We start from the raw sequence: 26,207 nt of genomic DNA, 5'->3' as shown, positions 1-26,207 counted from the left end.
GTGGTTCATCGGTTATTGAAATCTCTAACAGGATTATCAACGCTTATGTCTTTTCTACAAGAAGTGGGTAAACGCCGTACGTTTGCTATCATTTCTCACCCCGATGCGGGTAAAACAACCATTACCGAAAAAGTATTATTATTCGGAAACGCGATCCAAAAAGCAGGTACCGTTAAAGGCCGTGGTTCTAACCAGCATGCTAAGTCTGACTGGATGGAAATGGAAAAAGAACGTGGTATCTCGGTAACAACGTCGGTGATGCAGTTCCCGTACAACGATTGTCTAGTGAACCTACTTGATACTCCAGGACACGAAGACTTCTCGGAAGATACGTACCGTACGCTAACAGCCGTTGACTCATGTTTGATGGTTATTGATGCAGCTAAAGGTGTCGAAGATCGTACCCGTAAACTGATGGAAGTTACGCGTCTGCGTGATACGCCAATCGTTACCTTTATGAACAAACTTGACCGTGACGTTCGTGACCCAATGGAAGTGCTAGATGAAGTAGAAAGCGAGCTTGGTATGGCTTGTGCTCCTATTTCATGGCCGATTGGTTGTGGTAAAGAATTTAAAGGTGTTTACCATATTCACCGTGATGAAACTATCTTGTACTCGTCTGGTCATGGCCATGAGATCCAAGAAGTACGCACAATTAAAGGTCTCGACAACCCTGAGCTTGATATCGCTGTTGGTGAAGACTTAGCCGCGAGTGTACGTGAAGAACTAGAGCTGGTGATCGGTGCGTGTCCTGAGTTTGATCAAGAGCTTTTCTTAGCGGGTGAGCTAACGCCAGTGTACTTCGGTACTGCATTGGGTAACTTCGGTGTAGACCACATGCTAGACGGTCTAACCAAGTGGGCTCCAGCACCGCAAACGCGTAAAGCGAATGAGCGTGATGTTGAAGCGACGGAAGAGAAATTCTCTGGTTTCGTCTTTAAAATCCAAGCAAACATGGATCCTAAGCACCGTGACCGTATCGCCTTCATGCGCATCGTGTCGGGTACTTACAACCAAGGCATGAAGATGAACCACGTTCGTTCTGGCAAAAATGTCAGCATTTCGGATGCGGTAACCTTTATGGCGGGCGACCGTTCACGTGCAGAGCAAGCATTTGCAGGTGATATTATTGGTTTACACAACCACGGTACGATCCAAATTGGTGATACCTTTACCCAAGGTGAAAACCTGAAGTTTGCGGGTATCCCTAACTTCGCACCTGAATTGTTCCGTCGTATTCGCCTAAAAGATCCACTGAAGCAAAAGCAATTGCTTAAAGGCTTAGTTCAGCTTTCAGAAGAAGGTGCGGTACAGGTATTCCGTCCGCTACAAAATAACGATCTGATCGTTGGTGCGGTAGGTGTGCTTCAGTTTGATGTGGTTGTTGCTCGCTTGAAAGCAGAGTACAACGTAGAAGCCATTTACGAAGGTATTAACGTAGCAACAGCACGTTGGGTCGAATGTGGTGATGCGAAGAAGTTGGAAGACTTCAAACGTAAGAACCAACAAAACCTTGCGCTAGATGGTGGTGACAACCTGAGTTACATCGCGCCGACTATGGTTAACCTTAACCTAGCTCGCGAGCGTTTCCCAGACGTTGATTTCCGCGCAACACGCGAACACTAATCGCGCGTTGAGTGAAGAGAGTTAATTGTCGAAGCCGTCACTGATGTGACGGCTTTTTTTGTATCTGATAAACAGGGGTATATAGTTAGGTCAATATTCCATTGTGTTCATACAGTCAGGGAGACGAACATGGACCTTGCCGTGGGCATTGCAAAGCAGCCCGACATCTATTCATGGCCTGGTAAAGCGCATCCACTTGGGGCGACGGTTGATGAAGAAGGGGTGAACTTTAGCTTATATTCCAAAGATGCCACCCAAGTGGTACTGCATCTTTTCCATCACCGTAACGATAACGAACCTTTTCTTTCTTTCGATCTTGATCCGTCTATTCATAAACGTGGCCATTATTGGTTTGTATTTATTGCCAATATTGCACATGGACAGTTATATGCCTTTCAAGCTGATGGCCCGTGGCAACCGACACAAGGGTTACGCTTTGATAAAGAAAAAGTGCTGATCGACCCTTATAGCCATGCCATTTGTTTTAGCGATAATTACCAACGAAGTCGTGCGATTGGTGCAGGTTCGAACATGGATGCCTGCATGAAAAGTGTGGTGGTTGATCACCAAACATTTGACTGGCAAGGAAGCCAATCACCGCGCCACTCGTTAACCGATACCGTGATCTATGAAATGCACGTAGCGGGTTTCACCCAGCACCCGAATTCAGGCGTAGAGCAGGCTAAACGGGGCACTTATGCTGGCATTATCGAAAAAATCCCGTATTTATTATCCCTCGGCGTGACGGCTGTCGAGCTGATGCCAGTACAGCAGTTTGATACTTCAGATGCGCCTGAAGGGCGAGATAATTACTGGGGCTACAGCCCAATCAATTTTTTTGCCGTACATGCTGATTACAGCGTTACTAATGATCCCCTCGTAGCAATTAACGAATTTAAGTTATTAGTCCGTGAACTGCATAAAGCGGGGATCGAAGTGATTTTAGATGTGGTGTTTAACCATACCGCAGAAGGGGATGAGAACGGCCCGACGTTTTGCTTTAAAGGACTGCAAAATAGCGCGTATTACCTAACCAATAAAGAAACCGGTGAATATGCCAACTACAGTGGTTGTGGTAACACTTGTAACGCGAATCATAGTGTGTTGCGTCGGATGATCATCGATGCGCTTCATTATTGGGTCACAGAAATGAAGGTCGATGGATTCCGCTTTGACTTGGCATCAGTATTAGCCCGAGACAGTGAAGGTAACCCAATGCGCCAGCCGCCCTTATTATGGTCGATCGATTCCGATCCCATTTTAAGCAGTACCAAAATTATTGCTGAAGCGTGGGATGCGGCAGGGCTGTATCAAGTGGGATCTTTTATTGGAGATAGATGGAACGAATGGAACGGTAAATACCGCGATGATGTACGGGCTTTTTGGCGAGGGGACCGTAATAGCGTCGGTGTATTTGCATCACGTATTTTAGGATCACCGGATATCTACGGTTGTCAGCATCATTCACCACATCGTTCAGTCAATTTCATTTGTGCGCATGACGGCTTCACTTTGAATGACTTGGTAAGCTATAACGAAAAACACAACTGGGCCAACGGGGAAGAAAACCGTGACGGCGATAACCATAATGTGTCATGTAATTATGGTATTGAAGGTCCAACCGGAATAGCTGAAATCGAAAGTCTGCGTCATCGCCAATGTAAAAATATGCTGGCGACGCTTTTTTTGTCGTTAGGCACGCCAATGATCAACATGGGGGATGAAGTTCGACGTACCCAGCAAGGCAACAATAATGCCTACTGTCAGAATAACGAATTGAGTTGGTTTGATTGGGATCTTGTTGGTCAGCATGCTGACTTATACCGTTTCGTTTCTTTGCTCAGCCAACTGCGCAGTTCAGAGCCGACACTGGAATGGAACATGCACCGTTCATTGGCATCGGTACTCGATTCAGTCGAAATATGCTGGCATGGTGTTGAGCCACAGCAGCCTGATTGGGGCGAGCGTTCACACTCATTGGCTTTAACGGTTATTCACCCCCTGACTAACGATGAATTATATGTGGTGTGTAATGCTTACTGGGATCCACTTGAATTTACGATTCCCGATTGTGATCAAAGCGACTGGCATTTAGTGATAGATACGGCAGCAGATAGCCCACATGATATTTATGCTATTGATGATGCGCCGCGTTATCCGCAAAATAGTATTTTGGTCAAAGGACGTAGCATGGTGGTGATGGTGGCTAAAACCCCAGATTCTCCGTGAGTAATTTGAGCCAGTAACTGAAGCAATAAAGGTTGGCGGGGAAATATGTGGCAACGAATTAAAGCGATGGTAAGCCGTGGTATCGCGTATTACGACAAATGGTGTCAGCAGATGGGGTTAACTGCTGAAAATCGCCGTAGTTGTGCACCAGTACGCTATGACGACGATGATCCACGCCACCCTACTTATCATCGTAATAATGGTGATAGTGATGGCGGTAAACCATCATCCTCTTGTAACAAGGAGAACCCGCCATGCTGATAGATAGCCACTGCCATTTTGATTTTGAACCCTTCGCTCAAGATCCCGCTCATTTTCTTGCATTGGCTCAACAGCAAGGTGTAGAGAAGCTGGTGGTGCCAGCAATAGGCCAACGTAACTGGCTGCAAGTCACCCAGCTAGCAGCGCAGTTTCCTGATATTTACTTTGCACTTGGTTTACACCCTTTCTTTAGTGCTGAGCATACAGATGATGCTTTAGCGCAACTCGAATTAGCTTTAGGGCTGCAGCAAGATAATCGCCAGTGTGTCGCGATAGGCGAGTGTGGGTTGGATTTTGCTGTTGCAGATGCAATGAACGAACCGTTGCGGCAACGTCAGCAACAGCAACGGTGGTTGGAAGGGCAGCTAGAATTAGCGAATCGTCATCAGTTACCTGTGATACTCCATTGCCGAAAAGCGTTTCCTGAACTGATGAAATTATTGAGACAAAATCCACCCAAACAAGGCGGTGTGTACCATGCTTTTAGTGGTAGCTATCAGCAGGCAAGGCAACTACTTGATCTAGGTATCAGAATTGGGGTTGGTGGCACCATTACTTATAGTCGAGCGCATAAAACTCGCACTACAATGACTAAGTTGCCATTGGCAGCCTTAATGTTAGAAACCGATTCGCCAGATATGCCCGTAGCAGGCTTTCAAGGACAGCCTAATCGTCCTGAACGCTTATGCGTCATATTGCAATGCTTGGCCGCTCTCAGAACGGAATCTGAACGAGAAATAGCAAGGGAAACGAGCTTAACCACTGCTGAACTTTTCGCCATTCCACTGTGAGCTTGATCTCAAAAGACAAACGTTTGCGTCAACCGATTGCGTAGCTTGCTTTCTTTTGTGTGATCAGTGTCATGCTTTGCGTTAAACGTTCACATTCTTTCCTTATAAAGTGTGATGTTGGCATTACTTTATCGGCTCTAGCATAAGTATAATGCGCCGAACTCATTTATGAGCCTAATTGTCGAGACGCCAAATTTAACTAAAGGATCCATAAACCATGAGCCTGTTTATGAGCCTGGTTGGGATGGTAGTATTGCTAGCAATCGCAGTACTGTTATCGGACAACCGTAAAGCTATTAATCTACGTACTGTTGGTGGCGCTTTTGCCATTCAATTCTTGTTAGGTGCATTCGTTCTGTATGTACCTGTTGGTCGTGACGTGCTTTATGGCATGTCACAAGCTGTAGCGAATGTAATTGGTTACGGTAATGACGGTATCAACTTCCTATTCGGTGGTTTAACGTCAGACAAAATGTTTGAATTATTCGGTGGCGGCGGTTTCGTATTCGCATTGCGTGTACTACCAGTTATCGTATTCTTCTCTGCATTGATCAGCGTACTTTACTACCTAGGTGTGATGCAGGTTGTTATCAACGCACTAGGCGGTGGTCTACAGAAAGCACTGGGTACATCTCGTGCGGAATCTATGTCTGCAACAGCAAACATCTTCGTAGGTCAAACGGAAGCACCATTGGTGATTCGTCCGTTCGTACCTAAAATGACTCAATCTGAGCTGTTTGCAGTAATGTGTGGTGGTCTAGCATCTGTAGCGGGTGGTGTACTAGCAGGCTACGCATCAATGGGTGTGCCACTAGAATACCTAATCGCAGCATCTTTCATGGCTGCACCGGGTGGTCTACTATTTGCTAAAATCATCAAACCTGAAACTGAAGAGCCAATTGAGCAACTAGCTGGCGATGAAGCACAAGGTGATGACAAACCAGCTAACGTGATTGACGCAGCAGCGGCAGGCGCATCTTCTGGTATGCAACTAGCACTTAACGTAGGTGCAATGCTACTAGCATTCATCGGTTTGATTGCACTAATCAACGGCATGCTAGGTGGCATCGGTGGTTGGTTCGGTATGCCTGAACTAACACTAGAGCTAATCCTTGGTTACGTATTCTCTCCTCTAGCATTCCTAATCGGTGTGCCATGGGAAGAAGCAACCATCGCAGGTTCTTTCATCGGTCAGAAACTGGTAGTAAACGAATTCGTTGCTTACCTAAACTTTGCCCCTTACCTAGGTGAAGCGGCTGAAGTTGTTCTTTCTGATAAAACGAAAGCAATCATCTCATTCGCACTTTGTGGTTTTGCTAACTTATCTTCTGTAGCAATCCTACTAGGTGGTCTTGGTGGTCTTGCACCAAGCCGTCGTCATGAAATTGCACGTTTCGGTATGAAAGCTGTAGCTGCAGGTACATTATCTAACCTAATGTCTGCAACAATTGCTGGTCTATTCGTGACTATCAACGCAATGTAATACGACACCTTGTCGAATTGAAAAACGCCACAGCCTTGCTGTGGCGTTTTTGTATCTGCTTATGACGCCTATCCTGAATCCCGATTGTTATTCTCTCTTTCTGTTCCGTTCTGCCCAGCCCTCAGCCCCCAGATCTCAGATCTCAGATCTTTTGTGAGGTTTACAGCGTCTGCTGTTTGCTCACCGATATTCTTGTATATTTTTGTATGAATAATTTAATGGTTTTTATTCTTTCAACAGAATTGGTAAAAACAACAGTCTGGCTTAAAATTAAAGCCATAAAATCGATTGCGCTCCCTTTTATCACGATTCACTTTGCTAACATTAGTTGCATGAACAAGGTCGGATAAGGCGAGATAGGGTCTACACTCATAGTTAAATTTCACAGCAAGAAGAGTGCTGTTATGGGTGAAGTATTATTATCTATCTTTGCTGGTTTTATTGTCGGTGTGTTGTTTTCAGCAATTAAACTACCTATCCCTGCCCCCCCTGTTTTACCTGGGGTTATGGGGATTGTCGGTGTATACCTTGGTGGGGTTTCGTATCAATGGATTATTGAGCGGTTCTTTACTGGGTGAATTTGCAATGTTTAGTTTAAGTTGTTGAAAGTAAGCCGTTTAGTTTGAATTTTGCAGGTAAACAGATTGTCTACACCTGGAAACACGACTTTGATGGTGGCATGGATCTTACCTTGGTATGATGGGGTTATCATCCTAATGTGATGAGTGCTTTAACAGCATTCCCTAACGTGATGGGAACTGTCACGTTTCTGCTGTGAATGGCAAAAGCAAGGTGTACCCTCCACCTTGCGCGGTGAAAAAGGATGTCGATTGAGCGCAATAACGAGATTGCCTCGATTCTTCAAGGAGCAAGTCCGCTCAGTGAGCAGTTCACGCTGTGTGAGCTGTTTGACTTAGTAATATTATTGGACTCTGGAGATAGTCATGAGCGAATTAAACACTGCTGCACTACGCGCACTAAAATTAATGGATCTTACCACTCTTAACGATGACGACACTGATGCAAAAGTGATCGAGCTTTGTAAGAACGCGAAGACAGCAGTAGGTAATACTGCAGCAGTATGTATCTACCCACGTTTTATCCCTGTTGCTAAAAAGCAACTACGTGAGCAAGGTACGCCTGATGTACGTATCGCAACCGTTACTAACTTCCCACACGGTAACGACGACATCGACATCGCAGTAGCTGAAACAAAAGCAGCTGTTGCATACGGTGCAGACGAAGTGGATGTAGTATTCCCATACCGTGCACTGATCGCAGGCAACGAAGAAGTTGGCTTCGAGCTAGTTAAACAATGTAAAGCAGCATGTGGCGATATCCTACTGAAAGTAATTATCGAAACGGGCGAACTAAAAGAAGAAGCGCTAATCATTAAAGCGTCTGAAATCTCTATTAAAGCCGGTGCTGATTTCATCAAAACATCAACAGGTAAAGTGCCTGTAAACGCAACGCCAGAATCTGCAGAGATCATGCTTACTGTGATCAAGAACATGGGCGTAGCAAAAACTGTTGGCTTCAAGCCTGCAGGTGGTGTGCGTACAGCTGAAGACGCACAAACATACTTAGCAATGGCAGATCGCCTGCTAGGTGCTGAGTGGGCTGATAACATGCACTACCGTTTTGGTGCATCAAGCCTACTAGCAAATCTGCTTAACACGTTAGGTGAAGGCGAAAAAGCGGCTGAAGGCGGCTACTAAGTCTGAACAATAAGGTGGTGCTTGCCACCACCTTTATTTCCCCATACTTTGCAAAGGCTAGATGCTTATTTATAAGCGTCCGACCTCTTACACTCAAAAAACAGCAAAGTATGCACCCTACACCCAATCTAACAGGGGCAGATCATGTACTTACCTCAAGAAATTATCAGAAAAAAACGCGACAACGTTATTCTAACAACAGACGAAATTAACTTTTTTATTCAAGGCATTGCAAAAGACACGGTATCTGAAGGTCAGATCGCTGCGTTTGCGATGGCTATTTATTTCAACGACATGACGATGGATGAGCGTGTAGCACTAACGTGTGCAATGCGTGATTCAGGTATGGTGATTGACTGGAGCCATATGGACTTCGGCGGTCCAATCGTTGATAAGCACTCAACAGGCGGCGTGGGTGATGTAACATCACTGATGCTAGGCGCAATGGTTGCGGCTTGTGGTGGTTTTGTTCCTATGATTTCAGGCCGTGGTCTGGGTCATACCGGTGGTACGCTTGATAAGCTAGAAGCGATCCCTGGTTACAACATTACTCCAACCAATGATGTGTTCGGTAAAGTCACTAAAGAAGCTGGCGTAGCGATCATTGGTCAAACTGGTGATTTAGCACCAGCGGATAAGCGTGTGTACGCTACCCGTGACGTAACTGCAACGGTTGATAACATCTCCTTGATCACCGCGTCTATCTTGTCGAAGAAACTGGCGGCAGGTTTAGGTTCATTGATCATGGATGTTAAAGTAGGTTCTGGCGCATTTATGCCAACTTACGAAGCGTCTGAAGAGCTTGCTAACTCTATCGTCGCTGTTGCAAATGGTGCAGGTACACGTACCACAGCATTACTAACAGACATGAACCAAGTGTTGGCATCAACAGCAGGTAATGCGTTAGAAGTGCGCGAAGCGGTGCAATTCTTAACAGGTGAATACCGTAACCCTCGCTTGTTTGAAGTGACCATGGCACTGTGTGCTGAAATGTTACTAATTAGTGGTTTAGCTAGCGACTTAGAACAAGCGCGCGCTAAGTTACAAGCAGTACTTGATAATGGCCAAGCGGCTGAACGCTTTGGCAAAATGGTAGCCGGCTTAGGTGGCCCTGTAGATTTCATGGAAAACTACAATAACTACCTCGACACAGCTGAAATCGTGAAACCTGTGTTTGCGGATGCAGCGCAGCTTGCGGGTGCAACTAACTTTGCTTCGGCGATGGACACTCGTGGTCTTGGCATGGCAGTGGTTGGTATGGGCGGTGGTCGCCGTGTTGCTAGCGACACTATTGATTACGCCGTTGGTCTTAGCGATATGATCCGTTTAGGTGATGAAGTTTACGCTGATACCCCACTTGCTATGGTACACGCACGTAGTGAAGCACAGTGGGAAGAAGCAGCGAAAGCGGTTCGCCAATCGATCAGTGTGTCTGAACAAAAACCTGAAGCTACCCCAGAAGTTTACCGCCGCGTTCGCGCGGAAGATGTTTAATTCGGAGTCAATATGAAACGTTCAATAATCCTAGTACTAGATTCATTCGGTATTGGTGCCACAGAAGATGCCGTCGATTTCGGTGATGTTGGCGCGAACACCATGGGTCACATTGCACAAGCTTGTGCACGCGGTGAAGCGGATAACGGTGAACGTAGTGGTCCTCTACACCTGCCTAACTTAAACAAACTAGGTTTGGGTAAAGCATGTGAAGAATCTTCAGGTTACTTCCCTGAAGGTTTGGATGCGAATGTAGAAATCACTGGCGCTTACGGCCATGCGAAAGAGTTGTCGTCGGGTAAAGATACCCCGTCAGGCCACTGGGAAATCGCTGGCGTACCTGTATTGTTTGATTGGGGTTACTTTACTGATCACAGCAACAGCTTCCCGCAAGAATTACTAGATAGCATTGTTGAACGTGCCAACCTACCGGGTTACCTAGGTAACTGCCATGCATCGGGTACACAAGTACTGGATGACTTGGGTGAAGAGCACATGAAAACGGGCAAACCTATTTTCTATACCTCGGCTGACTCGGTATTCCAAATTGCATGTCACGAAGAAACATACGGTCTAGATAACTTACTAGAACTATGCCAAATCGTGCGTGAAGAATTGGAAGACTACAACATTGGTCGTGTTATCGCGCGTCCATTCGTGGGTGCTGGTAAAGGACAATTTGAGCGTACGGGTAACCGTCGTGATTTGTCTGTTGAGCCACCAGCGCCAACGTTCTTACAAAAACTGGTTGAAGAGAAAAACGGCGACGTGATTTCAATCGGTAAGATCTCTGATATTTATGCGGGCTGCGGTATCACTAAAAAAGTGAAAGCGACAGGCATTCCAGACTTGTTTGAAGCAACGCTTGAGCAAATCAAACAAGCGGGTGATAACAGCTTAGTGTTCACTAACTTTGTCGATTTTGACTCAGCATACGGCCACCGTCGTAATGTTGCAGGCTACGCAGCGGCACTGGAATACTTTGATAAGCGTCTACCTGAAGTACTTGAACTACTGCAAGAAGACGATGTACTTATCCTAACGGCAGACCACGGTTGTGATCCAACGTGGGAAGGTACAGACCATACACGTGAGCACATCCCTGTGATTGTTGCTGGCCCTAAAGTACCAGCAGGCTCACTGGGCCGTCGCGAGACATTTGCAGATATCGGTCAAAGTCTTGCTGCGCACCACGGTGTATCAGACATGGATTACGGCAAGTCTTTCTTGTAATTCAAAAAGACAGCAGAGTGTGGAGTCACACTCGCTGTTAAGCAGACAGATCAAAGTAAAGTCGCTGTTTCTGGCTATGATAAATGAGATGCAGAAACCGCGATCACTAATTATGATTTATCAATGAGCAAGCTCCAAATGGGCGTTCGTTGAAACGAAAAGGAAATAACCATGGCTACTCCACATATTAATGCTGAAATGGGTGACTTTGCAGACGTAGTACTAATGCCGGGTGACCCGCTACGTGCTAAGTACATCGCTGAAACATTTTTAGACGACGCCAAAGAAGTGTGTAACGTTCGTAGCATGCTTGGTTTTACCGGTACTTACAAAGGCCGTAAAATTTCAGTAATGGGCCACGGTATGGGTATCCCATCGTGCTCTATCTACGCAACTGAGCTAATCAAAGATTTCGGCGTAAAGAAAATCATCCGTGTTGGTAGCTGTGGCGCGGTACGTGACGATGTAAACCTACGTGATGTTGTTATCGGTATGGGTGCATCAACAGATTCTAAAGTTAACCGCATTCGTTTTGGCGATCACGACTTTGCAGCGCTAGCGGATTACGGCATGGTACAAAATGCCGTAGACGCAGCGAAAGCAAAAGGTGTTGACGTTAAAGTGGGTAACATCTTCTCGGCTGATTTGTTCTACAACCCAGATTTCAGCTTCTTCCAAACAATGAAGAAGTACGGCATCGTGGGTGTTGAAATGGAAGCAGCAGGCATCTACGGTCTAGCGGCAGAGTTTGGTGCTAAAGCACTGACTATCTGTACTGTGTCTGACCACATCCTACGTGGTGAAGCGACAACATCTGAAGAGCGTCAACTGACGTTCAACGACATGATGGAAATCGCACTAGAATCTGTTCTTCTAGGTGATGCTGAATAAGCTTGGCTTTTTAGTCACTCGCTTTTTCTGAATATGAAACCCCAGTCTATCGTCGATAGACTGGGGTTTTTCTTTATTGGGCTATGCGTTTTGCTTACGGCGACGGGTAAAGCCAAGCCCTGCTAACCCTAAACCAAACAGTGCAATTGTTGCAGGCTCTGGTACCGAGATACCGAATTCACCAACAGCAAAATCAACGTTAGAGCTAATAGTAATGCTATCTAGATAATTAGAAGCGTCCTCCCAGAAGCCCCAGCCTTTAGCACCGCTCGCGCCATCAATATCGAGTGCAAGCTGAACACCACCACTCATTGCGGTAATGTTAAACACACTGAATGGGTTAGGTTCAGCATAAAGGTAGAAAGCTTGGGTAAAGTCAGGTAAATCAATGGTCACACTTTGACGGCCATTGGTGTAGTAAACATCGCCTGTATAGCCATGGCTCCATGTTGACCAGCCACTACCAATTTCTCGCAGATTCATAGGGCCATCAAAACCAATTGACCCTCCCTCTGGGGTATCTACGCTGGTGACATCAGTAAAATTAGCTCGCGTATCATCCCCAAAAGCTGTCATGCCAAAGCCACCCAGTGATGCAGGCGGTGCTGCTGTGCCTAGATCGCTGACGAAGATAGTGGCATTTGCTGATTGACTGAGAACCAAACCTAACGAGATAGCAAGTACGCTTAAAGGTGTTTTAATATTCATGACATTTCCCTTTGCTTAAAATATGGTGTGACTTATTTCATATAAAGCAATGTATGTGCCGTTTTTTAAGGTGTTGAATTTATGGTGATTTATTTATAGATTAACGAGGGGATGTAAAAAAACCTGACATTATTCTCAATGATTAGAAGGGCGCGAACAGGAAGAGACCTGTTCGCGGTAGTGCGTTTAATCTTTTGCGTTTGCGGTAAGTAAGTACGGGAAATGCCAAATATCTTTACGGCGGCCAAAGGTAAAGGCAAGTAGGAAACCGATAAAGAGCGCAGCAATCACTAAGCCACGGACAATATTGGTCATCCCTTCGATTTCGCTGGTGGCGTGTTCGACGAGCTTACCGTGTTCTAAGGTAATGCGTAAAAAGCCAATCACTTGCTCACCAGACAAAATCGGTTCGATCACTTGTTGGCGGCCATAACTGGCGACAGACAAGGGAGTGGATAGCCCTGTGACTTGCTCGATAGGCATCGACTCTTCGGTCCGCGCAACTGTTCGCCCTTCCAGATCATAGATAGTGGCATCTAAAATAAGAGCTTCTTGTGACAAGCGCTGCACTAGCACTTGTAGCTTATCTTGGTTTTTATCTATCACATCACTTGAGGCTGTTTCAGCCGCTTGACGCACTAAAAGACGTGAGAGTGTTTGGGTTTGTTCGCTGAGCATGAGGTAGTTACGCGTATTCAGCTGCGACCCGTACTCCAGCATGGCGACAATACCAGCAAAGCAAGCGAGTAATACAAAGGCTTGCCAGAAGCGTTTGAGCCGTGTTGTTTTAAATTTCATCATGGTTATGTCTTCCAAAAGCGCCCCAAGTACATCGCATTATGCTTTACTTATTCTTATGTATTACTTTGTACATTGCATTGTACCCATCATTTTTGCCATAGTGGGGCGGTGGCTTATTCTATGGTGTTCAGGTACTTTGATGGTGCAGAGCAGTATACCAGCGTTTCTTTAAAGCGGAAAAAAACTCGATAATACTCTTGTTAAAACGCTAGAGTATAGAGAGCACGAAAGCCGCTAAACGCTACGATGTCGAGTGTTTATACCCATGGCCGTTTCACCCAACACCATGAGTATAACTACTTCACAAGGATGATGAATTTTGCTGACCATTAGAAAACATACGTTGCTGCAACAGCGATTCCCCGAGATTGTCGCTACGCCAAATTTAGTGAAACAAAAAGCGGCGACGTTGATTTATGGCCGCACAGTAACCTCTGTTCAATTAGACGACATTAGTGCAAAGGCGGATGAAACCCTGCAGGTTGTTGCTGCATGGAAAGTCGGGGGATATGACGCAGTATTAGTCACTAATGCTTTGCAGGATCAATTATATCAAGCTGTTATTGAACACTCGCTTGATGCGGTCGCGACGGCAGATTTACCCGATTTAGAAGATCCAGGCCTCGTGTTGATGGACATGGACTCCACCGCGATCGAAATTGAGTGTATTGATGAAATCGCCAAGCTTGCTGGGGTAGGCGAGCAAGTGGCGAAAGTAACAGAACGTGCAATGCAAGGTGAACTCGATTTTGAAGCAAGCTTACGCCAGCGGGTGGGAACGTTAGAAGGGGCAGATGAAGCCATTTTAGCGCAAGTACGTGATCACCTGCCTATGATGCCTGAACTGCGAGAGCTGGTCGAAACATTGCAGCATTATGGCTGGAAAGTCGCAATTGCTTCAGGTGGCTTCACGTACTTTTCTGATTACCTGAAAGACGAACTGGGTTTAGTACATGCGCAAGCCAATACCCTAGAGATTGTTGATGGCAAGCTGACAGGTAAAGTGCTCGGTGATGTCGTGGACGCCCAAGCTAAAGCCGATGTGCTGGTCGAGCTGGCTGAACATTATGATATTCCTTACCATAATACCGTTGCGGTTGGGGATGGCGCTAACGATCTCGTCATGATGGCCGCCGCAGGGTTAGGCATTGCTTATCACGCAAAACCCAAAGTTGAAGCGAAAGCCGATGCTGTCATTCGCTTTGCTGATTTAGGCGGTGTGATGTGTATTTTATCGGCTTCGCTCTTACCACAAGGGCTGAATTGGTAATAACCCGAACCTTAGTACTTTTTCATCCTAGCTCAAAGAATGTGTTGGCTAGATAAACAAAACGCCAGTCATTGACTGGCGTTATTGTTGGTGTCTTTTCATGGACTGCGATGCAGTGTGGCTTAGCTGAGTTCTAGACGCACTAACACTTCATCTGTCACGTCATAGATTTCGCCACAGCCAATCAGTGAGGTAAATTCAACCTCTAGCGCGCGCGCACGGTGTAAGGTTAAGCGTGCTAATTCCCCTAACTCTTTGCCAGTTAATGCCGTAAGAGGGTTCAGAACTGGCACGGCCGTCACACGAATAGCGAAAAACTCCCCTTTTTCACGCGCTTGTTGAATAAAGCGAATGCGATGCTCAGTATTAATGAATTCATCTACTGACTTACTCGCCATTTTCTCGATAACGCCCCCTTCGCGCTTTACCCATAAATACACTTCGTTAAGGTAAGGGGCTTTTATTTCTACCGGACGCATGGTTTCTGACAGCATCTTGTTGACTCTATTTTGGAAAATAGGTGACACAGAGAAATGATGGTCATTGGTTAGCTGGTTAAATAACTTGGGTAAGGGGGCCAGCGGGAAGTTACAGCCAATGGCTTTTACTTTTGCCTTATGATCCACTTTTTCAGCAAAGTAGGGGGTGCTATTTAATCGCGTTAATAACATTTGGTGCATCGCGAGTAAGAGTTCACCTTCGGGTTGCTGCTCGTGGCAAACCCGCAACCGAGCTTCATTGTTTTTGATCAGCCGACGTAAAAAGCCTTCTCCTTTGGCGGCTTCGGAGCCTGAACCTGTGGTCAGTTGAATATTGCAGCGATTCGGGCTGACACGCACCACACGATAAGGCATGCAATGCAACGGCGCATTACGATCAATTTTCTGTAGCTCGTTAAAGCGGATATTAACCTTGTCATTGCGCTTTAAGGCGACAGGCTCACAGAGTTGTAAGTTTAGCCCTCGGGTTGAGAAATCGATTGAGGCACCAATGGTTTTACCTAGCGTTGGATGACTCAGCTCGAGCGGGGTTTTGAACAAGTAACGCTCTTCACTGCGCTGCGGCTTAGGATCGAAGTAGATCCCTTGTGCCTTGGCGATAGGGTTACGTTGATGACGGAAAACCTGAAGCGCATTTGAACTCAGCTGTGACTTGGCGGATAAGCGGTAATCGGCCTTGGCTTCTTGGTGGGTTAAGTCTTGTAAAATGCCAATGTGCGTTAGTGATTTAAGCTGCTCTTGCATTTCTGGCGCAAGGGCTTGTAAGTAATTTAAATCTTCTTCGCCCAGCGGATATACCGTCACTTTGGTGACCCGCCAGCTTTCACGTGCTGCGCCAATGTGCCAAAACAAACGACGCTGTTCTTGCGTCATTTCAGGCAGTGCAGCAGAGTAAAAATGGGTTTTGTTTTCGTGTTCATGGGTAAAGCTGTACAACAAGGTACTGCATTGCTTTAAGCCATCTTTGCCAAGGATCGCCATGCGATTAGCTGACAGCAGATGGTTAATCACCGGCTGATTACGCTCATCATGCCAGTAATCCCAAATATGGCGGTTATGATCAGTCAGTAAACTGTATTTCAGCTCGGTACCTGCAAAAAATAACGGAATGTTGGCCGTGTGTTTTAAATAGCAGTGTTCGTAGCCAATGGTACGGGTTTGGATCACTTTGTCTTCGTGATCGTTACGTGACTTATTTGGGTTTGCTGCTTGGTAGCGAGCTATTGCTGCTTGAATGCCGCCACTGTCTGATAGCGCTAACAGTCGTAGCCATTTGTAGCTGTCGTTGTCGGGGTTGTCATCAATCCCCAATACCCGATAGGTGACTTCCGCATGCTTACGTAAATCAGGGAATTTCTCGGCAATATCAGTAAACGCGACATTAATGGTTTGGCCAAGGTGGTAATTAAATGCCGATGGCACTTTGATTTTGGCACCAGAGCAGGAAATGTCAGAAGTAATACCGTGCACGGCTTGCCCGAGCGGTAAGGTTAAATTCACTGGCGTTGACACTTGGGTGCGGTTTTCGCCACGGGTAAGATAATGACCAAAGCGAATCGCATCGACGTCAAATTGACTATCACGACTACTGATTGGCCCTGAGGCGGTATTGGGACTGAATTTTCCTTGCTTGTGTAATACACGGAAATTATTACGGGTATTCACTAATGCTTCGTACACACCAACTCGGTAGATATTACCGTATTGTTTGATGCGCTTGTGGTAGGTGTTAATCGCGACATCATCAAGGAAGTGTTTGAGCCCATCAAGAGTATACTCTCGGCACTCACCATTGACACGCCCACGCAGATCAACCGTTTTATGGCATCGCGCCATTATGCGGTTTAATTCCAATTTTATTTGTAAGCGCGTTGGCCCTGTTTCGTCTTGCGTTAGCATTTGAAAAACGTGCTCAAAGTCACTGCTATCGTAAACAGGGATAAGTTGCTCAATTAATCCTTTATAATCGTCCAGCTGCATGGGTTCTTCTGATAGTTTACGTCTTCAGTTATTATCTGTATTTTGGCGCAAAAGTTTAGTCATTAATGGCAATAAATTGACAAAAAAGTCATTTTGTTATGCTTTTTGAGTATTGTGCATAATTTAGTAGAAAAATTAGGGTGAAAAATGGCCAAAACAAAGCGTGCGTATGTCTGTAGTGACTGTGGCGCAGACTTCCCTCGATGGCAAGGACAATGCAGTGCTTGTGCGGCATGGAATACAATTACAGAATTCACTATCCCTAAAACAAAAGCGGCGGTAGGGGCGGCAAGTGCAACGAATAGTTATGCAGGCGCAGCCACCAAAGTACAGAAACTTTCGGAAGTAAAAGCAACGGATGTACCCCGTTATAGCTCGGGTATTACCGAGCTTGATCGTGTCTTGGGTGGCGGTATTGTGCCGGGGTCTGTTTTATTACTTTGTGGTGATCCTGGCGCAGGTAAATCGACCCTGTTGTTACAAAGTATCGGTGCGGTTGCGGAACATAAATCAGCGCTTTACGTCTCGGGTGAGGAGTCGATCAATCAGATCTCTCAACGAGCGGTACGTTTGAACACCCCTAACCTAGATAAAATCAATGTGGTTGCTGAAACGTCAGTAGAACAGATTTTGAATTTGGTTGCCCAGCAAAAAGCGGACTTTGTGATCATCGATTCGATCCAAACCATGACAGTGGCACACAATGATTCAGCTGCGGGTAGCCCGAGCCAAGTGAAAGAGTCCGCCGCGGCGCTAACGCGTTACGCGAAAACAGAAGGTGTGACTTTCCTGATCATCGGTCACATTAATAAAGATTCAAACGTCGCAGGCCCAATGCAGCTGATCCACATTGTTGATGGCTTGTTTGCGTTGTCATCAACGTCGGATGAAAAATTCCGCGTATTACGCACTTCAAAAAACCGTTTTGGTGCCGATTCAGAATCGTGCTTTTTTGCCATGACCGAGCAAGGCATGAAGCAGGTTAAAAACCCATCGGCTATTTTCTTGAGCCGCTCCGATAAGAACCACGCAGGCTCAACTTGTACCACCTTATGGGAAGGCACACGACCGTTGCTGGTGGAAATCCAAGCCTTGTGTAATACCTCGGTGACTGAAAATCCACGTCGCTTATCGGTGGGTTATGATCATAACCGCTTAGCGATGTCGATTGCGGTATTAGCGCGTCATGGTGGGGTGATGCTGACTGACATGGATATCTTTGTGAACTGTGTCGGCGGGATCAAAATTGAAGAAACGTCGGCAGATTTAGCGGTATTGCTGGCGATTTTCTCTAGCTTTAAAAATGCGCCCATTCCGCAAGATGTCTTAGTGTTTGGTGAGATTGGCCTGAATGCCGATATTCGCCCAGCCGCCAATGGTGTCGAGCGTATCCGCGAAGCGGCGAAGCAAGGCTTTACCCGCGCGATAGTCCCTAAGGCGAACGCCAGCCGTCAGGTGAGTGGGATTGAAATCATTGCCGTCGAAGATCTGCAAGAAGCATTGGCCGCATTTGATCGCGTCAGCTAATCGAACCAACTGATCAAACCAACTGATCGAATCAGCGATTGTTTACCTTGGGCTGCTCCCAACAAAAAAGCGAGTATTTTCATACTCGCTTTTTTAATGCTGACGATAAGTGAGCTGTCGCTATAGCTGACGTTGCTCTGATTGGCGCGGCGCGGTATTGGCCGTCTTAATCGTGGGCTCAAGCGATGGCGCTTGGGTCAGTTGCACTTGCATCGATACCACATTGTTGATCATTTCTAGCATGGTTGCCCATTGCACCGATTTTTCTTTTTCAAACAGTGAATCAAAATTATCGGGTGTCCATACGACAAAATGATGCGGGTTTAGTGCGCGGCCTAAAAAGCGAATTTCGTAATGCAGATGTGGCCCCGTCGATAACCCTGAGTTACCCGTCCAACCCAACAAATCACCCTTGCGGACAAATTGACCACGCTTCACATTGAATTTCTTCATGTGGGAGTAGGTCGACATAAAACCAAAAGAATGATCTAGCTTGATGAAGTTACCAGACCCTTTATTACTTGGGCGAACATTTTCAATCACCCCGTCGGCAGGGGCATAGATAGGCGTGCCAATGTTAGCCGCAAAATCGAGCCCATTGTGGCGCTTACGCTTACCAGTGACTGGGTGAATGCGAGTACCAAAACGAGATGACATGCGCGTGTCAGGTGTTGGACTGCCATTGGGAATCAGACGAAACAGCGTGCCACGCACAGCAGAGCTAATCGCTGCACTGTCGACGCGTTGTTCTAACGGTATATTGGTGTTTTCCGCCTGTAAGCCAAGGATGGTTTCTACGTCATCAATCCGCTGTTCTAGCATCATGAGTTCATTTTTCTTGTCTTCTAGTTCTTGGCTTAAAGCAAGGTTAGTGGCGTTTTCTTCCGACAACGAATCACTGAGCTGTTCGGCTTGAACATTCAGTTGGCTGAGTTGGACGTTTGAAACTTCGTTTTGTTGGTATAGCTGGTAAATGTTCAAGCTACCGTAGCTCAACATACCACCTAACAATAAGACTAAAAAAGCGGCGTAGCGTTTCTTAAATCGGTTGATCAAATAATGGGATGTCCCACGACGGTGGGACACCGATATACAAATAGTGTCTGACATGATGATTCGTTACAGTTAAATGTTGTGTAAATCCGTTAGGTGTTCGAGTTCGCGATGTAACAGTTCATCAGTGCCGACGTTCAATTCGACGAGGCGTTTTAAATGACTAGCGCTATCGATATCGATGTGATGAATATTCATACGAAGGTAATCTTCGCAGTTATCCACTAATTGAGTGTCCATGCTCAATTTTATATCACTCTCATGTAAACAAAAGGTGATGGTGTAAGTGTCGTCTTTACTTGGGTGCCAGCCTTCAGGGCGGGTAATTAAAATCCCTTGTAACGACAAGTCTCTTACATCTGTCTGCCAGCTGCCATCCGCTTGATGTAACGTAGCAGGTGCTTGATACATGATGCGCTTAAAGTGACGACGTTCAACCATAATTATGTATTCTTAATAGTAATTATAAAGGGTCGTGAGACATAACAAGCTTTGTCTAACAGTGTACGGTTAAATGGCCAAACACGCCAGTTAGATGATCACAAATTAAGCGCTTTATCAGTTAATTATACGGAAATCGCAATAATGTACTTACCTGAAAAAGTGCTGAGCGTATGGCTCTTCGTGAATAAGTTGCCGTTAGGCAATACCAAGTGACAACCACAAAAAAGGGCTGCATTGGCAGCCCTTAGTACAATCAAAACCTGACTCATCAGATTGTGATTAGCAGCATTACTTAGTAATACGCTTGTATTTAATACGGTGTGGTTCAGCCGCTTGTGCGCCCAGTGTTTTCTTCAGCCACTCAGTGTATTCGGTGTAGTTACCTTCGTAGAAGTTAACTTGGCCTTCATCACGGTAGTCAAGAATGTGGGTTGCGATACGGTCAAGGAACCAACGGTCGTGCGAGATAACCATGGCACAGCCAGGGAACTCAAGTAGCGCTTCTTCCAATGCACGTAGGGTTTCTACGTCAAGATCATTGGTTGGTTCATCGAGTAGTAATACGTTACCGCCCGCTTTTAGCAGTTTGGCTAAGTGAACACGGTTACGTTCACCACCAGATAGATCGCCAATCAGTTTTTGCTGATCGCTACCACGGAAGTTAAAGCGCGACGCATAAGCACGTGCGGGTACTTCGTAGTTGTTGATACGGATGATTTCCGCACCTTCAGAGATCTCTTGGTAAACCGTGTTGCTGTCGTTCATGCTGTCACGGAACTGATCAACAGACGCTAGGCTAACTGTTTCGCCAAGTTCTACCGTACCAGAATCGGGTTGCTCGACACCGCTTAGCATCTTGAACAAGGTCGATTTACCAGCACCATTGGCACCGATAATACCGACGATCGCACCCTTAGGCATGCTGAACGATAGGTTGTCGATCAATACGCGATCGCCGAATGACTTGGTTAGGTTATTCACCTCAAGCACTTTATCACCTAGGCGTTCACCTGGCGGGATAAATAGCTCGTTGGTTTCATTACGTTTCTGGTGATCGTTATTGTTAAGCTCTTCAAAGCGCGCCATACGAGCTTTTGACTTAGATTGACGACCTTTAGGGTTTTGACGAACCCACTCCAGTTCTTTAGCAATGGTTTTTTGACGAGCATTCTCTTGCGACGATTCTTGTTGCAAACGCGCATCTTTTTGCTCAAGCCAAGAGGTGTAGTTACCTTCCCATGGAATACCTTCACCACGGTCAAGCTCTAAGATCCAGCCAGCAGCATTGTCTAGGAAGTAACGGTCGTGCGTGATTGCCACAACAGTACCGCTGTAATCGACTAGGAAGTGCTCAAGCCAAGCCACGGATTCTGCATCCAAGTGGTTGGTTGGTTCATCAAGTAGCAGCATGTCTGGCTTATCAAGCAATAAGCGACAAATAGCCACACGGCGACGCTCACCACCCGACAGGAATTTAATTTTCGCATCCCATTCAGGCAAACGAAGGGCATCTGCCGCACGTTCTAGCTGCATGTCTAGGTTGTGACCATCTTTGGTTTCGATAAGTGCTTCTAAATCACCTTGTTCTTTAGCAAGTTTATCGAAATCTGCATCTTCTTCAGCGTATGCTGCGTATACCGCATCAAGACGGCTTAATGCGTTCTTAACATCAGCAACTGATTCTTCAACCACTTCACGTACTGTCTTTTCTTCATCCAGTACAGGTTCTTGTGGTAGGTAGCCGACTTTAAGGCCAGCTTGCGGGCGTGCTTCACCTTCAATATCGGTATCAATGCCCGCCATAATGCGAAGCAGGGTAGATTTACCCGAACCATTCAGGCCAAGAACACCAATCTTGGCACCAGGGAAGAAGCTTAATGAAATATCTTTTAAGATTTGACGCTTAGGTGGAACAATTTTGCCCACGCGCGACATGGTATAGACGTATTCAGCCATATCCGTTGCAATCTCTAATCGTAAAGGAAGGGGGTATTTTACTCGACCTTGACCTAACTTTAACAGTAATGTTCATAATTAGTGGTTAAGATTAATAATGCGACTACGAAATGGAGTTTTCTTGTGTTAACAACTGTCATGAAAAAGGTGCTATACGCCGCGTGTATCGGGCTAGGAGCTTGGGTTGCACCTGTATTGCAGGCAGCCACACTAGACGAACAACGGGCATGGTACGAGCAAGCACAAGACGCGCTTGAAGATAACGATGCCGAAAAATTCAGTCAGTTACGGAACAAATTGGATAAATATCCACTCACACCGTATCTGGATTACCGTGATTTTTCTCGCAGCCTAACAAATAAATCACCGCAGGAAGTGCAAGCCTTTTTAACGCAACATAAAACGCTGCCCTTCCACCCCACGATTCAATACCGCTACGCCAGTTATTTAGCCATAGCGCAGCGATGGGATGACTTTCTTGCCTTCCAACCGACCAAGCCTCGTGGTGAAGTGCTGCAATGCCAGTATTACTACGCCAAATTGCAACAAGGTAAAAAGCAGCAAGCATGGCAGGGCGCAGAGCAAATTTGGCTCAAAGGCAGCTCGATAGCCGATGAATGCGATCCGCTGTTAGAGGCATGGGACAAGGCGGGTAAACGTCACGATGAGAACATTCTTAACCGTATGATACTGGTGTACAAGAATGGTAATAAAAAATTCCTGACGTACCTGAATAAGCAATTATCCACCTCGGGCCGTATTACGGGTAATAAGGTGATTGAATTACTGGATAAGCCCGCGCTGGTGGCTGATTTTGCTAAAGCCAGTAAAGTCACCCCGTTTAATCAGCAATTAACCGCCGCGGCTTATCAACGCTTGGCACGTAAAGACGTAAAAGAAGCGGTAAAACAATATACCCGCACTATGGATGGTCAGCACTACAGCAAAGCCAAACGCCAACAGTTGGCCGAGTTTGTCGCTTCACGCTTAATGACCACAGATAACGCTGACTTGATCACTTGGCGCGATAAGGTTATTGCCAAAAGCACCAAGGTCAGCTTGATAGAACGCCGTATTCGTAATGCCATGCGTGAAGCCGATTGGCCTGCAGTGGAAGTGTGGGTACAACGTTTACCTGCTAAAGCGAAAGAGACCACCCGTTGGACATTTTGGCAGGCGTATTTGTTAGCGCGTGATGGTAAGCAAGCACAAGCCAATACGATGTATGAATCCTTGCTTGGCCTGCGCGATTTCTACAGTGTTGCGGCGGCAACGATATTGAAAAAGCCGATTGAATACCCCATCAGCAAAAGCAAATTGGTTGTCAAAGATACCGATGGCGACCGTGAAACGTTAAACCGTATTAAAGAGCTGGTGGCGGTCGATAAACTGTATGCTGCCCGTAGCGAGTGGGCGTATTTGCTACGCGGTAAAAAGCCAGAACAAGCCTTAACGTTGGCGACCTATGCTGCCGCTAACCGTTGGCACCACTTAGCGGTACAAGCCACTATTGCAGGGCGTTTATGGAGTTACCACGAACTGCGTTTTCCATTGGCCCACAAATGGTGGTTTGATTTCTTTAGCAAAGAGCGCGATTTGCCGACCACCACTATGATGGCGTTAGCGCGCCAAGAAAGTGCGTGGAACACCGAAGCGCAATCGCCTGTCGGGGCACGCGGCTTAATGCAGTTAATGCCTGCCACAGCGAAAGAAACCGCCAAGAAGTTAGAGCGAAATTATAAAGGCAAAGACAGCTTGTTTGATCCCGGCGTGAACATTCGTCTTGGCAGTGGGTATTTAAAAATGATGCTTGATCGCCATGACAATAATCGGGTGTACTCGTTTGCTGCTTACAACGCGGGCCCTAGCCGAGTGAACCGTTGGCAGCAGCAAACCGACGGGCAGCTGGATGTTTTCACCTTCATTGAAGCCATTCCGTTTAATGAAACCCGAGGGTATGTGCAAAATGTGCTGATGTTTGATGTGTATTACAGTAAGCGCATGGGGCAGAAAAAGCCCTTGCTAACGCCCGAGGAACTGCAAGCAAGCTATTAACTGCCCTGAGAAACAGGTAATATTTGCGCCAGAACGTAATGCCCAGAATGAGGTTTAAATGTCCACTACCACTGAAACACCGGAATTTACCGAGTGGCAACAGGTAATTGATTTGTTGCGTCAGGCATCGGATGAGCAAAAAGACGATGTATTGATGAAGTTGTTACTCACGCCAGATGAACGTGATTCTTTATTATCTCGTGTGAATATTTTTCACGAACTGCTAAATGGCGAGCGTAGCCAGCGTAAAATCAGTGAATTGCTGGGTGTGGGGGTAGCGACGATTACACGAGGCTCTAACGAGTTAAAGCATCACGATGCTGACGTGAAAGTCTGGCTGGCTGAATTACTGAAAAAACAGCTGTAACGCCCGTTACGTTAACCTGTTATAGAAAACAAAAGCCCATGACATCTGTGATGTCATGGGCTTTTTTGATCTCGCTATCATCAGGTGTTATGTCACCCATTAATCACGACGCGATCTCGGGAAATAAGGCCGGATTTAAAAACGGGATCAACGCCAAGATCAAGGCTTGTTGATAGACAGAGCTGCGACTGAGCTTATGGTTGGTCAGCATCGCAATCGCCCCACCTTTTTGTTTAATGTTGGTTTCATTAAACATGGTATCCATTACATCACCTAGCTCGATACCTTGTTCTAGCTGTGCCAATGCCGCTGGTGGCAAAGGTAGCGAGGCAGAGCGCGCTTCACCACGCAATGCGCCACATGCGTGTTCACCACTTTCAATTACCATCCAGGCAAAAGTGTGCGAACCATCAATCCCTGCTTCTAGGCCCACGTAGTAGTCGGCATTCGCTACGAGATTGCGCGCATTCTTAACGCGATTACGTGCGCCGAGTAAGGTTTCATCGGCCGTCATGGGTTGATCGCGCACTTCGCTTGCTACGCTCACACCTTCAACATTAAAAGTCATGTGCGGTAATGCTTCAGCAAAGGCGTTCTCGACCGCCGAGATTTTAGCAGGGTTGGTAGATGCGACAATAATCGTGGCCATGGTCATAATCCGTTAAAGAATAAGAGAAGGCGTTGATTGTACAAATACAAATAGGCGCCGTGAAGTCACGGCGCCTATTTAAATCATCTACTGAGCGGGAATAATCGTTTAAAGATTAACGATCGTAAGCCCAATCAGACTGAATGATGTAACCATGAATTTGGAACTCATCGTTGTTCACAAATAGGTTAGGGAAATCAGGTTGCGAGGTCGAGAACACCACACCATCAGCAAGCTGTGTCATGTGGTAAAAATCAGGTTCGCTGCCACGTACCGAAGCAAAGACAGGCTGCTTAGGACGGTAGCTAGCTGTGCGAGTCGCTAATGCATAGCTGCCGACTGGCGCACAAAGTGCGATATTTTCGTTATCAACAAACAGGCCTAGGCACTCGTCGCGGTCTAGGTGGGCCGGGATCGCACGTTTGCTGACTACATCCACTGTTGCGCCTTGGCGAAAGGAAGAGAAATCTTTACGGTGAATAACCGGAATGTAAGTGGCGGTAGAACCTTGGCTTACTTCATTGTTAATCGTCGTGGTCGCTTGGGTGCTGGTATCGACTTGACCAGTTAGCAAGTAGCTAATAGAGGTGTTGAGTGTCGTGGCGATGGTTTCAAGCTCACGCACTTCAATGCCGTATTTACCCGATAGTTTACGGCTCATAGTACCTTGCTGAAGGCTTAATGCTTCACCAAGTTGCTTTTGGCTAATGCCTTGAATTTTGGCTAAGCGCTTAATTCTTTCTAAATATTCCATAATTTAGCTTCCTGCTCACAGTAGATTTGAATGCAAAAGGCATTCTTAAAAGTCATAACTTATTTTACTGATAACAAAATCAAAGGAATTACTGGGGTATAAAAAGTGCGATGGGTTTCGTTAAAGGAATATATTTCAAAATAGTTATGGGTAAAAAAAGGGACAAAATTCGAGTTAAGAAATAAGCGCGAGTCAAAAATGCGTCATTTTAGCGGATATTTTGGGAGGGAAGTCATGCTTTGTGTGTGCTTCAGGAGTTGAAATATATTCTTTATGTGATATCAAGCTGCATTATGACTCACCGCTCATAGTTTTGTTATGCGCATTGTTGCTTTTTGTGACAAAAGTGACTTTCGTATAGCGTATATTAGGCAAATGAAATGGGGTAATGGCCCAAATATCGAATCATCCTTAATG

The 26,207-nt window shown here is 46.1% G+C and carries 22 protein-coding genes; 14 read left to right on the top strand and 8 right to left on the bottom strand.

Annotation, left to right across the window (positions count from 1 at the left end; all coding sequences use genetic code 11):
- Positions 1-45: 45 nt before the first annotated feature.
- From prfC to deoD, 10 genes are all read left to right on the top strand, one after another.
- Entirely contained in the window at positions 46-1,626 is a 1,581-nt protein-coding gene (gene prfC / locus OCU87_RS13965) for a peptide chain release factor 3 (protein ID WP_062691306.1), read from the top strand.
- Positions 1,627-1,755: 129 nt separating this feature from the next.
- The gene (gene glgX / locus OCU87_RS13960) at positions 1,756-3,855 is read left to right on the top strand and encodes a glycogen debranching protein GlgX (RefSeq protein WP_261857419.1); all 2,100 of its coding nucleotides are present in this window, start codon (positions 1,756-1,758) and stop codon (positions 3,853-3,855) included.
- Positions 3,856-3,900: 45 nt separating this feature from the next.
- Positions 3,901-4,116, top strand: coding sequence for a hypothetical protein (locus OCU87_RS13955; RefSeq protein WP_094955720.1), 216 nt, complete (start codon positions 3,901-3,903; stop codon positions 4,114-4,116).
- Complete coding sequence (locus OCU87_RS13950) at positions 4,110-4,907, top strand: TatD family hydrolase (protein WP_164488553.1); 798 nt, start codon at positions 4,110-4,112, stop codon at positions 4,905-4,907. The genes OCU87_RS13955 and OCU87_RS13950 overlap by 7 nt, the downstream gene beginning before the upstream one ends.
- A gap of 217 nt (positions 4,908-5,124) precedes the next feature.
- The gene (locus OCU87_RS13945; protein WP_062691308.1) at positions 5,125-6,390 is read left to right on the top strand and encodes a NupC/NupG family nucleoside CNT transporter; all 1,266 of its coding nucleotides are present in this window, start codon (positions 5,125-5,127) and stop codon (positions 6,388-6,390) included.
- 404 nt (positions 6,391-6,794) lie between these two features.
- On the top strand, positions 6,795-6,968 hold the full coding sequence (locus OCU87_RS13940; RefSeq protein ID WP_094955719.1) for a XapX domain-containing protein: 174 nt from the start codon (positions 6,795-6,797) through the stop codon (positions 6,966-6,968).
- Positions 6,969-7,334: 366 nt separating this feature from the next.
- A complete protein-coding gene (deoC, locus tag OCU87_RS13935) occupies positions 7,335-8,108 on the top strand; it encodes a deoxyribose-phosphate aldolase (RefSeq protein ID WP_094955718.1) in 774 nt (257 codons plus the stop codon).
- 144 nt (positions 8,109-8,252) lie between these two features.
- Positions 8,253-9,602: a thymidine phosphorylase gene (deoA, locus tag OCU87_RS13930; RefSeq protein WP_062691309.1), complete on the top strand. Its 1,350-nt coding sequence runs from the start codon at positions 8,253-8,255 to the stop codon at positions 9,600-9,602.
- Between the two features lie 12 nt (positions 9,603-9,614).
- Positions 9,615-10,835 (top strand): phosphopentomutase, encoded by a 1,221-nt coding sequence (locus tag OCU87_RS13925; protein WP_062691310.1) that lies wholly within the window; start codon positions 9,615-9,617, stop codon positions 10,833-10,835.
- A 171-nt stretch (positions 10,836-11,006) separates the two neighbouring features.
- The gene (gene deoD, locus OCU87_RS13920; protein ID WP_094955717.1) at positions 11,007-11,726 is read left to right on the top strand and encodes a purine-nucleoside phosphorylase; all 720 of its coding nucleotides are present in this window, start codon (positions 11,007-11,009) and stop codon (positions 11,724-11,726) included.
- 81 nt (positions 11,727-11,807) lie between these two features.
- On the opposite strand, the gene OCU87_RS13915 is transcribed toward deoD, so the two are convergent.
- On the bottom strand, positions 11,808-12,434 hold the full coding sequence (locus tag OCU87_RS13915) for a PEP-CTERM sorting domain-containing protein (RefSeq protein ID WP_261857418.1): 627 nt from the start codon (positions 12,432-12,434) through the stop codon (positions 11,808-11,810).
- A 186-nt stretch (positions 12,435-12,620) separates the two neighbouring features.
- Positions 12,621-13,235 (bottom strand): YtjB family periplasmic protein, encoded by a 615-nt coding sequence (locus tag OCU87_RS13910; RefSeq protein ID WP_062691312.1) that lies wholly within the window; start codon positions 13,233-13,235, stop codon positions 12,621-12,623.
- Positions 13,236-13,554: 319 nt separating this feature from the next.
- Between OCU87_RS13910 and serB the strand changes: the two genes are divergently transcribed.
- Positions 13,555-14,505 carry a phosphoserine phosphatase gene (gene serB, locus OCU87_RS13905; protein ID WP_261857417.1) on the top strand — a complete coding sequence of 317 codons (951 nt, stop codon included), beginning with the start codon at positions 13,555-13,557 and terminating at the stop codon, positions 14,503-14,505.
- 122 nt (positions 14,506-14,627) lie between these two features.
- On the opposite strand, the gene OCU87_RS13900 is transcribed toward serB, so the two are convergent.
- Positions 14,628-16,985: a PilZ domain-containing protein gene (locus OCU87_RS13900; protein ID WP_261857416.1), complete on the bottom strand. Its 2,358-nt coding sequence runs from the start codon at positions 16,983-16,985 to the stop codon at positions 14,628-14,630.
- Between the two features lie 147 nt (positions 16,986-17,132).
- Here OCU87_RS13900 and radA point away from each other — a divergent pair, with 147 nt between their 5' ends.
- The gene (gene radA, locus OCU87_RS13895) at positions 17,133-18,512 is read left to right on the top strand and encodes a DNA repair protein RadA (RefSeq protein WP_094955714.1); all 1,380 of its coding nucleotides are present in this window, start codon (positions 17,133-17,135) and stop codon (positions 18,510-18,512) included.
- A gap of 120 nt (positions 18,513-18,632) precedes the next feature.
- On the opposite strand, the gene OCU87_RS13890 is transcribed toward radA, so the two are convergent.
- The 3 genes from OCU87_RS13890 to ettA form a co-directional block, all read right to left on the bottom strand.
- Positions 18,633-19,622 (bottom strand): M23 family metallopeptidase, encoded by a 990-nt coding sequence (locus OCU87_RS13890; protein WP_062691315.1) that lies wholly within the window; start codon positions 19,620-19,622, stop codon positions 18,633-18,635.
- Between the two features lie 15 nt (positions 19,623-19,637).
- A complete protein-coding gene (locus tag OCU87_RS13885) occupies positions 19,638-20,006 on the bottom strand; it encodes a PilZ domain-containing protein (RefSeq protein ID WP_261857415.1) in 369 nt (122 codons plus the stop codon).
- 291 nt (positions 20,007-20,297) lie between these two features.
- On the bottom strand, positions 20,298-21,965 hold the full coding sequence (gene ettA / locus OCU87_RS13880; RefSeq protein WP_261857414.1) for an energy-dependent translational throttle protein EttA: 1,668 nt from the start codon (positions 21,963-21,965) through the stop codon (positions 20,298-20,300).
- A 138-nt stretch (positions 21,966-22,103) separates the two neighbouring features.
- On the opposite strand from ettA, the gene sltY reads away from it, so the two are divergent.
- The gene (gene sltY, locus OCU87_RS13875; protein ID WP_390960835.1) at positions 22,104-24,020 is read left to right on the top strand and encodes a murein transglycosylase; all 1,917 of its coding nucleotides are present in this window, start codon (positions 22,104-22,106) and stop codon (positions 24,018-24,020) included.
- Between the two features lie 58 nt (positions 24,021-24,078).
- Positions 24,079-24,387 (top strand): trp operon repressor, encoded by a 309-nt coding sequence (gene trpR / locus OCU87_RS13870; RefSeq protein WP_048898040.1) that lies wholly within the window; start codon positions 24,079-24,081, stop codon positions 24,385-24,387.
- A gap of 103 nt (positions 24,388-24,490) precedes the next feature.
- Here the strand turns inward: trpR and yjjX are convergent, their stop codons facing one another.
- Positions 24,491-25,036 (bottom strand): inosine/xanthosine triphosphatase, encoded by a 546-nt coding sequence (gene yjjX, locus OCU87_RS13865; RefSeq protein ID WP_261857412.1) that lies wholly within the window; start codon positions 25,034-25,036, stop codon positions 24,491-24,493.
- A gap of 115 nt (positions 25,037-25,151) precedes the next feature.
- Entirely contained in the window at positions 25,152-25,790 is a 639-nt protein-coding gene (locus OCU87_RS13860) for a helix-turn-helix domain-containing protein (protein ID WP_062691317.1), read from the bottom strand.
- Positions 25,791-26,207: the final 417 nt, after the last annotated feature.

Source organism: Photobacterium sanguinicancri (genome assembly GCF_024346675.1).
Classification (GTDB): Bacteria; Pseudomonadota; Gammaproteobacteria; order Enterobacterales; family Vibrionaceae; genus Photobacterium; species Photobacterium sanguinicancri.
Note: the sequence above shows the minus strand (reverse complement) of the source record. Positions and strands in the feature narration are given on the sequence as shown.

Excerpts from the sequence above, each read along its gene's own strand:
- prfC (WP_062691306.1), top strand. The coding sequence starts at position 46 with ATGTCTTTTCTACAAGAAGTGGGTAAACGCCGTACGTTTGCTATCATT.
- glgX (WP_261857419.1), top strand. The coding sequence starts at position 1,756 with ATGGACCTTGCCGTGGGCATTGCAAAGCAGCCCGACATCTATTCATGG.
- OCU87_RS13955 (WP_094955720.1), top strand. The coding sequence starts at position 3,901 with ATGTGGCAACGAATTAAAGCGATGGTAAGCCGTGGTATCGCGTATTAC.
- OCU87_RS13950 (WP_164488553.1), top strand. The coding sequence starts at position 4,110 with ATGCTGATAGATAGCCACTGCCATTTTGATTTTGAACCCTTCGCTCAA.
- OCU87_RS13945 (WP_062691308.1), top strand. The coding sequence starts at position 5,125 with ATGAGCCTGTTTATGAGCCTGGTTGGGATGGTAGTATTGCTAGCAATC.
- OCU87_RS13940 (WP_094955719.1), top strand. The coding sequence starts at position 6,795 with ATGGGTGAAGTATTATTATCTATCTTTGCTGGTTTTATTGTCGGTGTG.
- deoC (WP_094955718.1), top strand. The coding sequence starts at position 7,335 with ATGAGCGAATTAAACACTGCTGCACTACGCGCACTAAAATTAATGGAT.
- deoA (WP_062691309.1), top strand. The coding sequence starts at position 8,253 with ATGTACTTACCTCAAGAAATTATCAGAAAAAAACGCGACAACGTTATT.
- OCU87_RS13925 (WP_062691310.1), top strand. The coding sequence starts at position 9,615 with ATGAAACGTTCAATAATCCTAGTACTAGATTCATTCGGTATTGGTGCC.
- deoD (WP_094955717.1), top strand. The coding sequence starts at position 11,007 with ATGGCTACTCCACATATTAATGCTGAAATGGGTGACTTTGCAGACGTA.
- OCU87_RS13915 (WP_261857418.1), bottom strand. The coding sequence starts at position 12,434 with ATGAATATTAAAACACCTTTAAGCGTACTTGCTATCTCGTTAGGTTTG.
- OCU87_RS13910 (WP_062691312.1), bottom strand. The coding sequence starts at position 13,235 with ATGATGAAATTTAAAACAACACGGCTCAAACGCTTCTGGCAAGCCTTT.
- OCU87_RS13900 (WP_261857416.1), bottom strand. The coding sequence starts at position 16,985 with ATGCAGCTGGACGATTATAAAGGATTAATTGAGCAACTTATCCCTGTT.
- radA (WP_094955714.1), top strand. The coding sequence starts at position 17,133 with ATGGCCAAAACAAAGCGTGCGTATGTCTGTAGTGACTGTGGCGCAGAC.
- OCU87_RS13890 (WP_062691315.1), bottom strand. The coding sequence starts at position 19,622 with ATGTCAGACACTATTTGTATATCGGTGTCCCACCGTCGTGGGACATCC.
- OCU87_RS13885 (WP_261857415.1), bottom strand. The coding sequence starts at position 20,006 with ATGGTTGAACGTCGTCACTTTAAGCGCATCATGTATCAAGCACCTGCT.
- ettA (WP_261857414.1), bottom strand. The coding sequence starts at position 21,965 with ATGGCTGAATACGTCTATACCATGTCGCGCGTGGGCAAAATTGTTCCA.
- sltY (WP_390960835.1), top strand. The coding sequence starts at position 22,104 with ATGAAAAAGGTGCTATACGCCGCGTGTATCGGGCTAGGAGCTTGGGTT.
- trpR (WP_048898040.1), top strand. The coding sequence starts at position 24,079 with ATGTCCACTACCACTGAAACACCGGAATTTACCGAGTGGCAACAGGTA.
- yjjX (WP_261857412.1), bottom strand. The coding sequence starts at position 25,036 with ATGGCCACGATTATTGTCGCATCTACCAACCCTGCTAAAATCTCGGCG.
- OCU87_RS13860 (WP_062691317.1), bottom strand. The coding sequence starts at position 25,790 with ATGGAATATTTAGAAAGAATTAAGCGCTTAGCCAAAATTCAAGGCATT.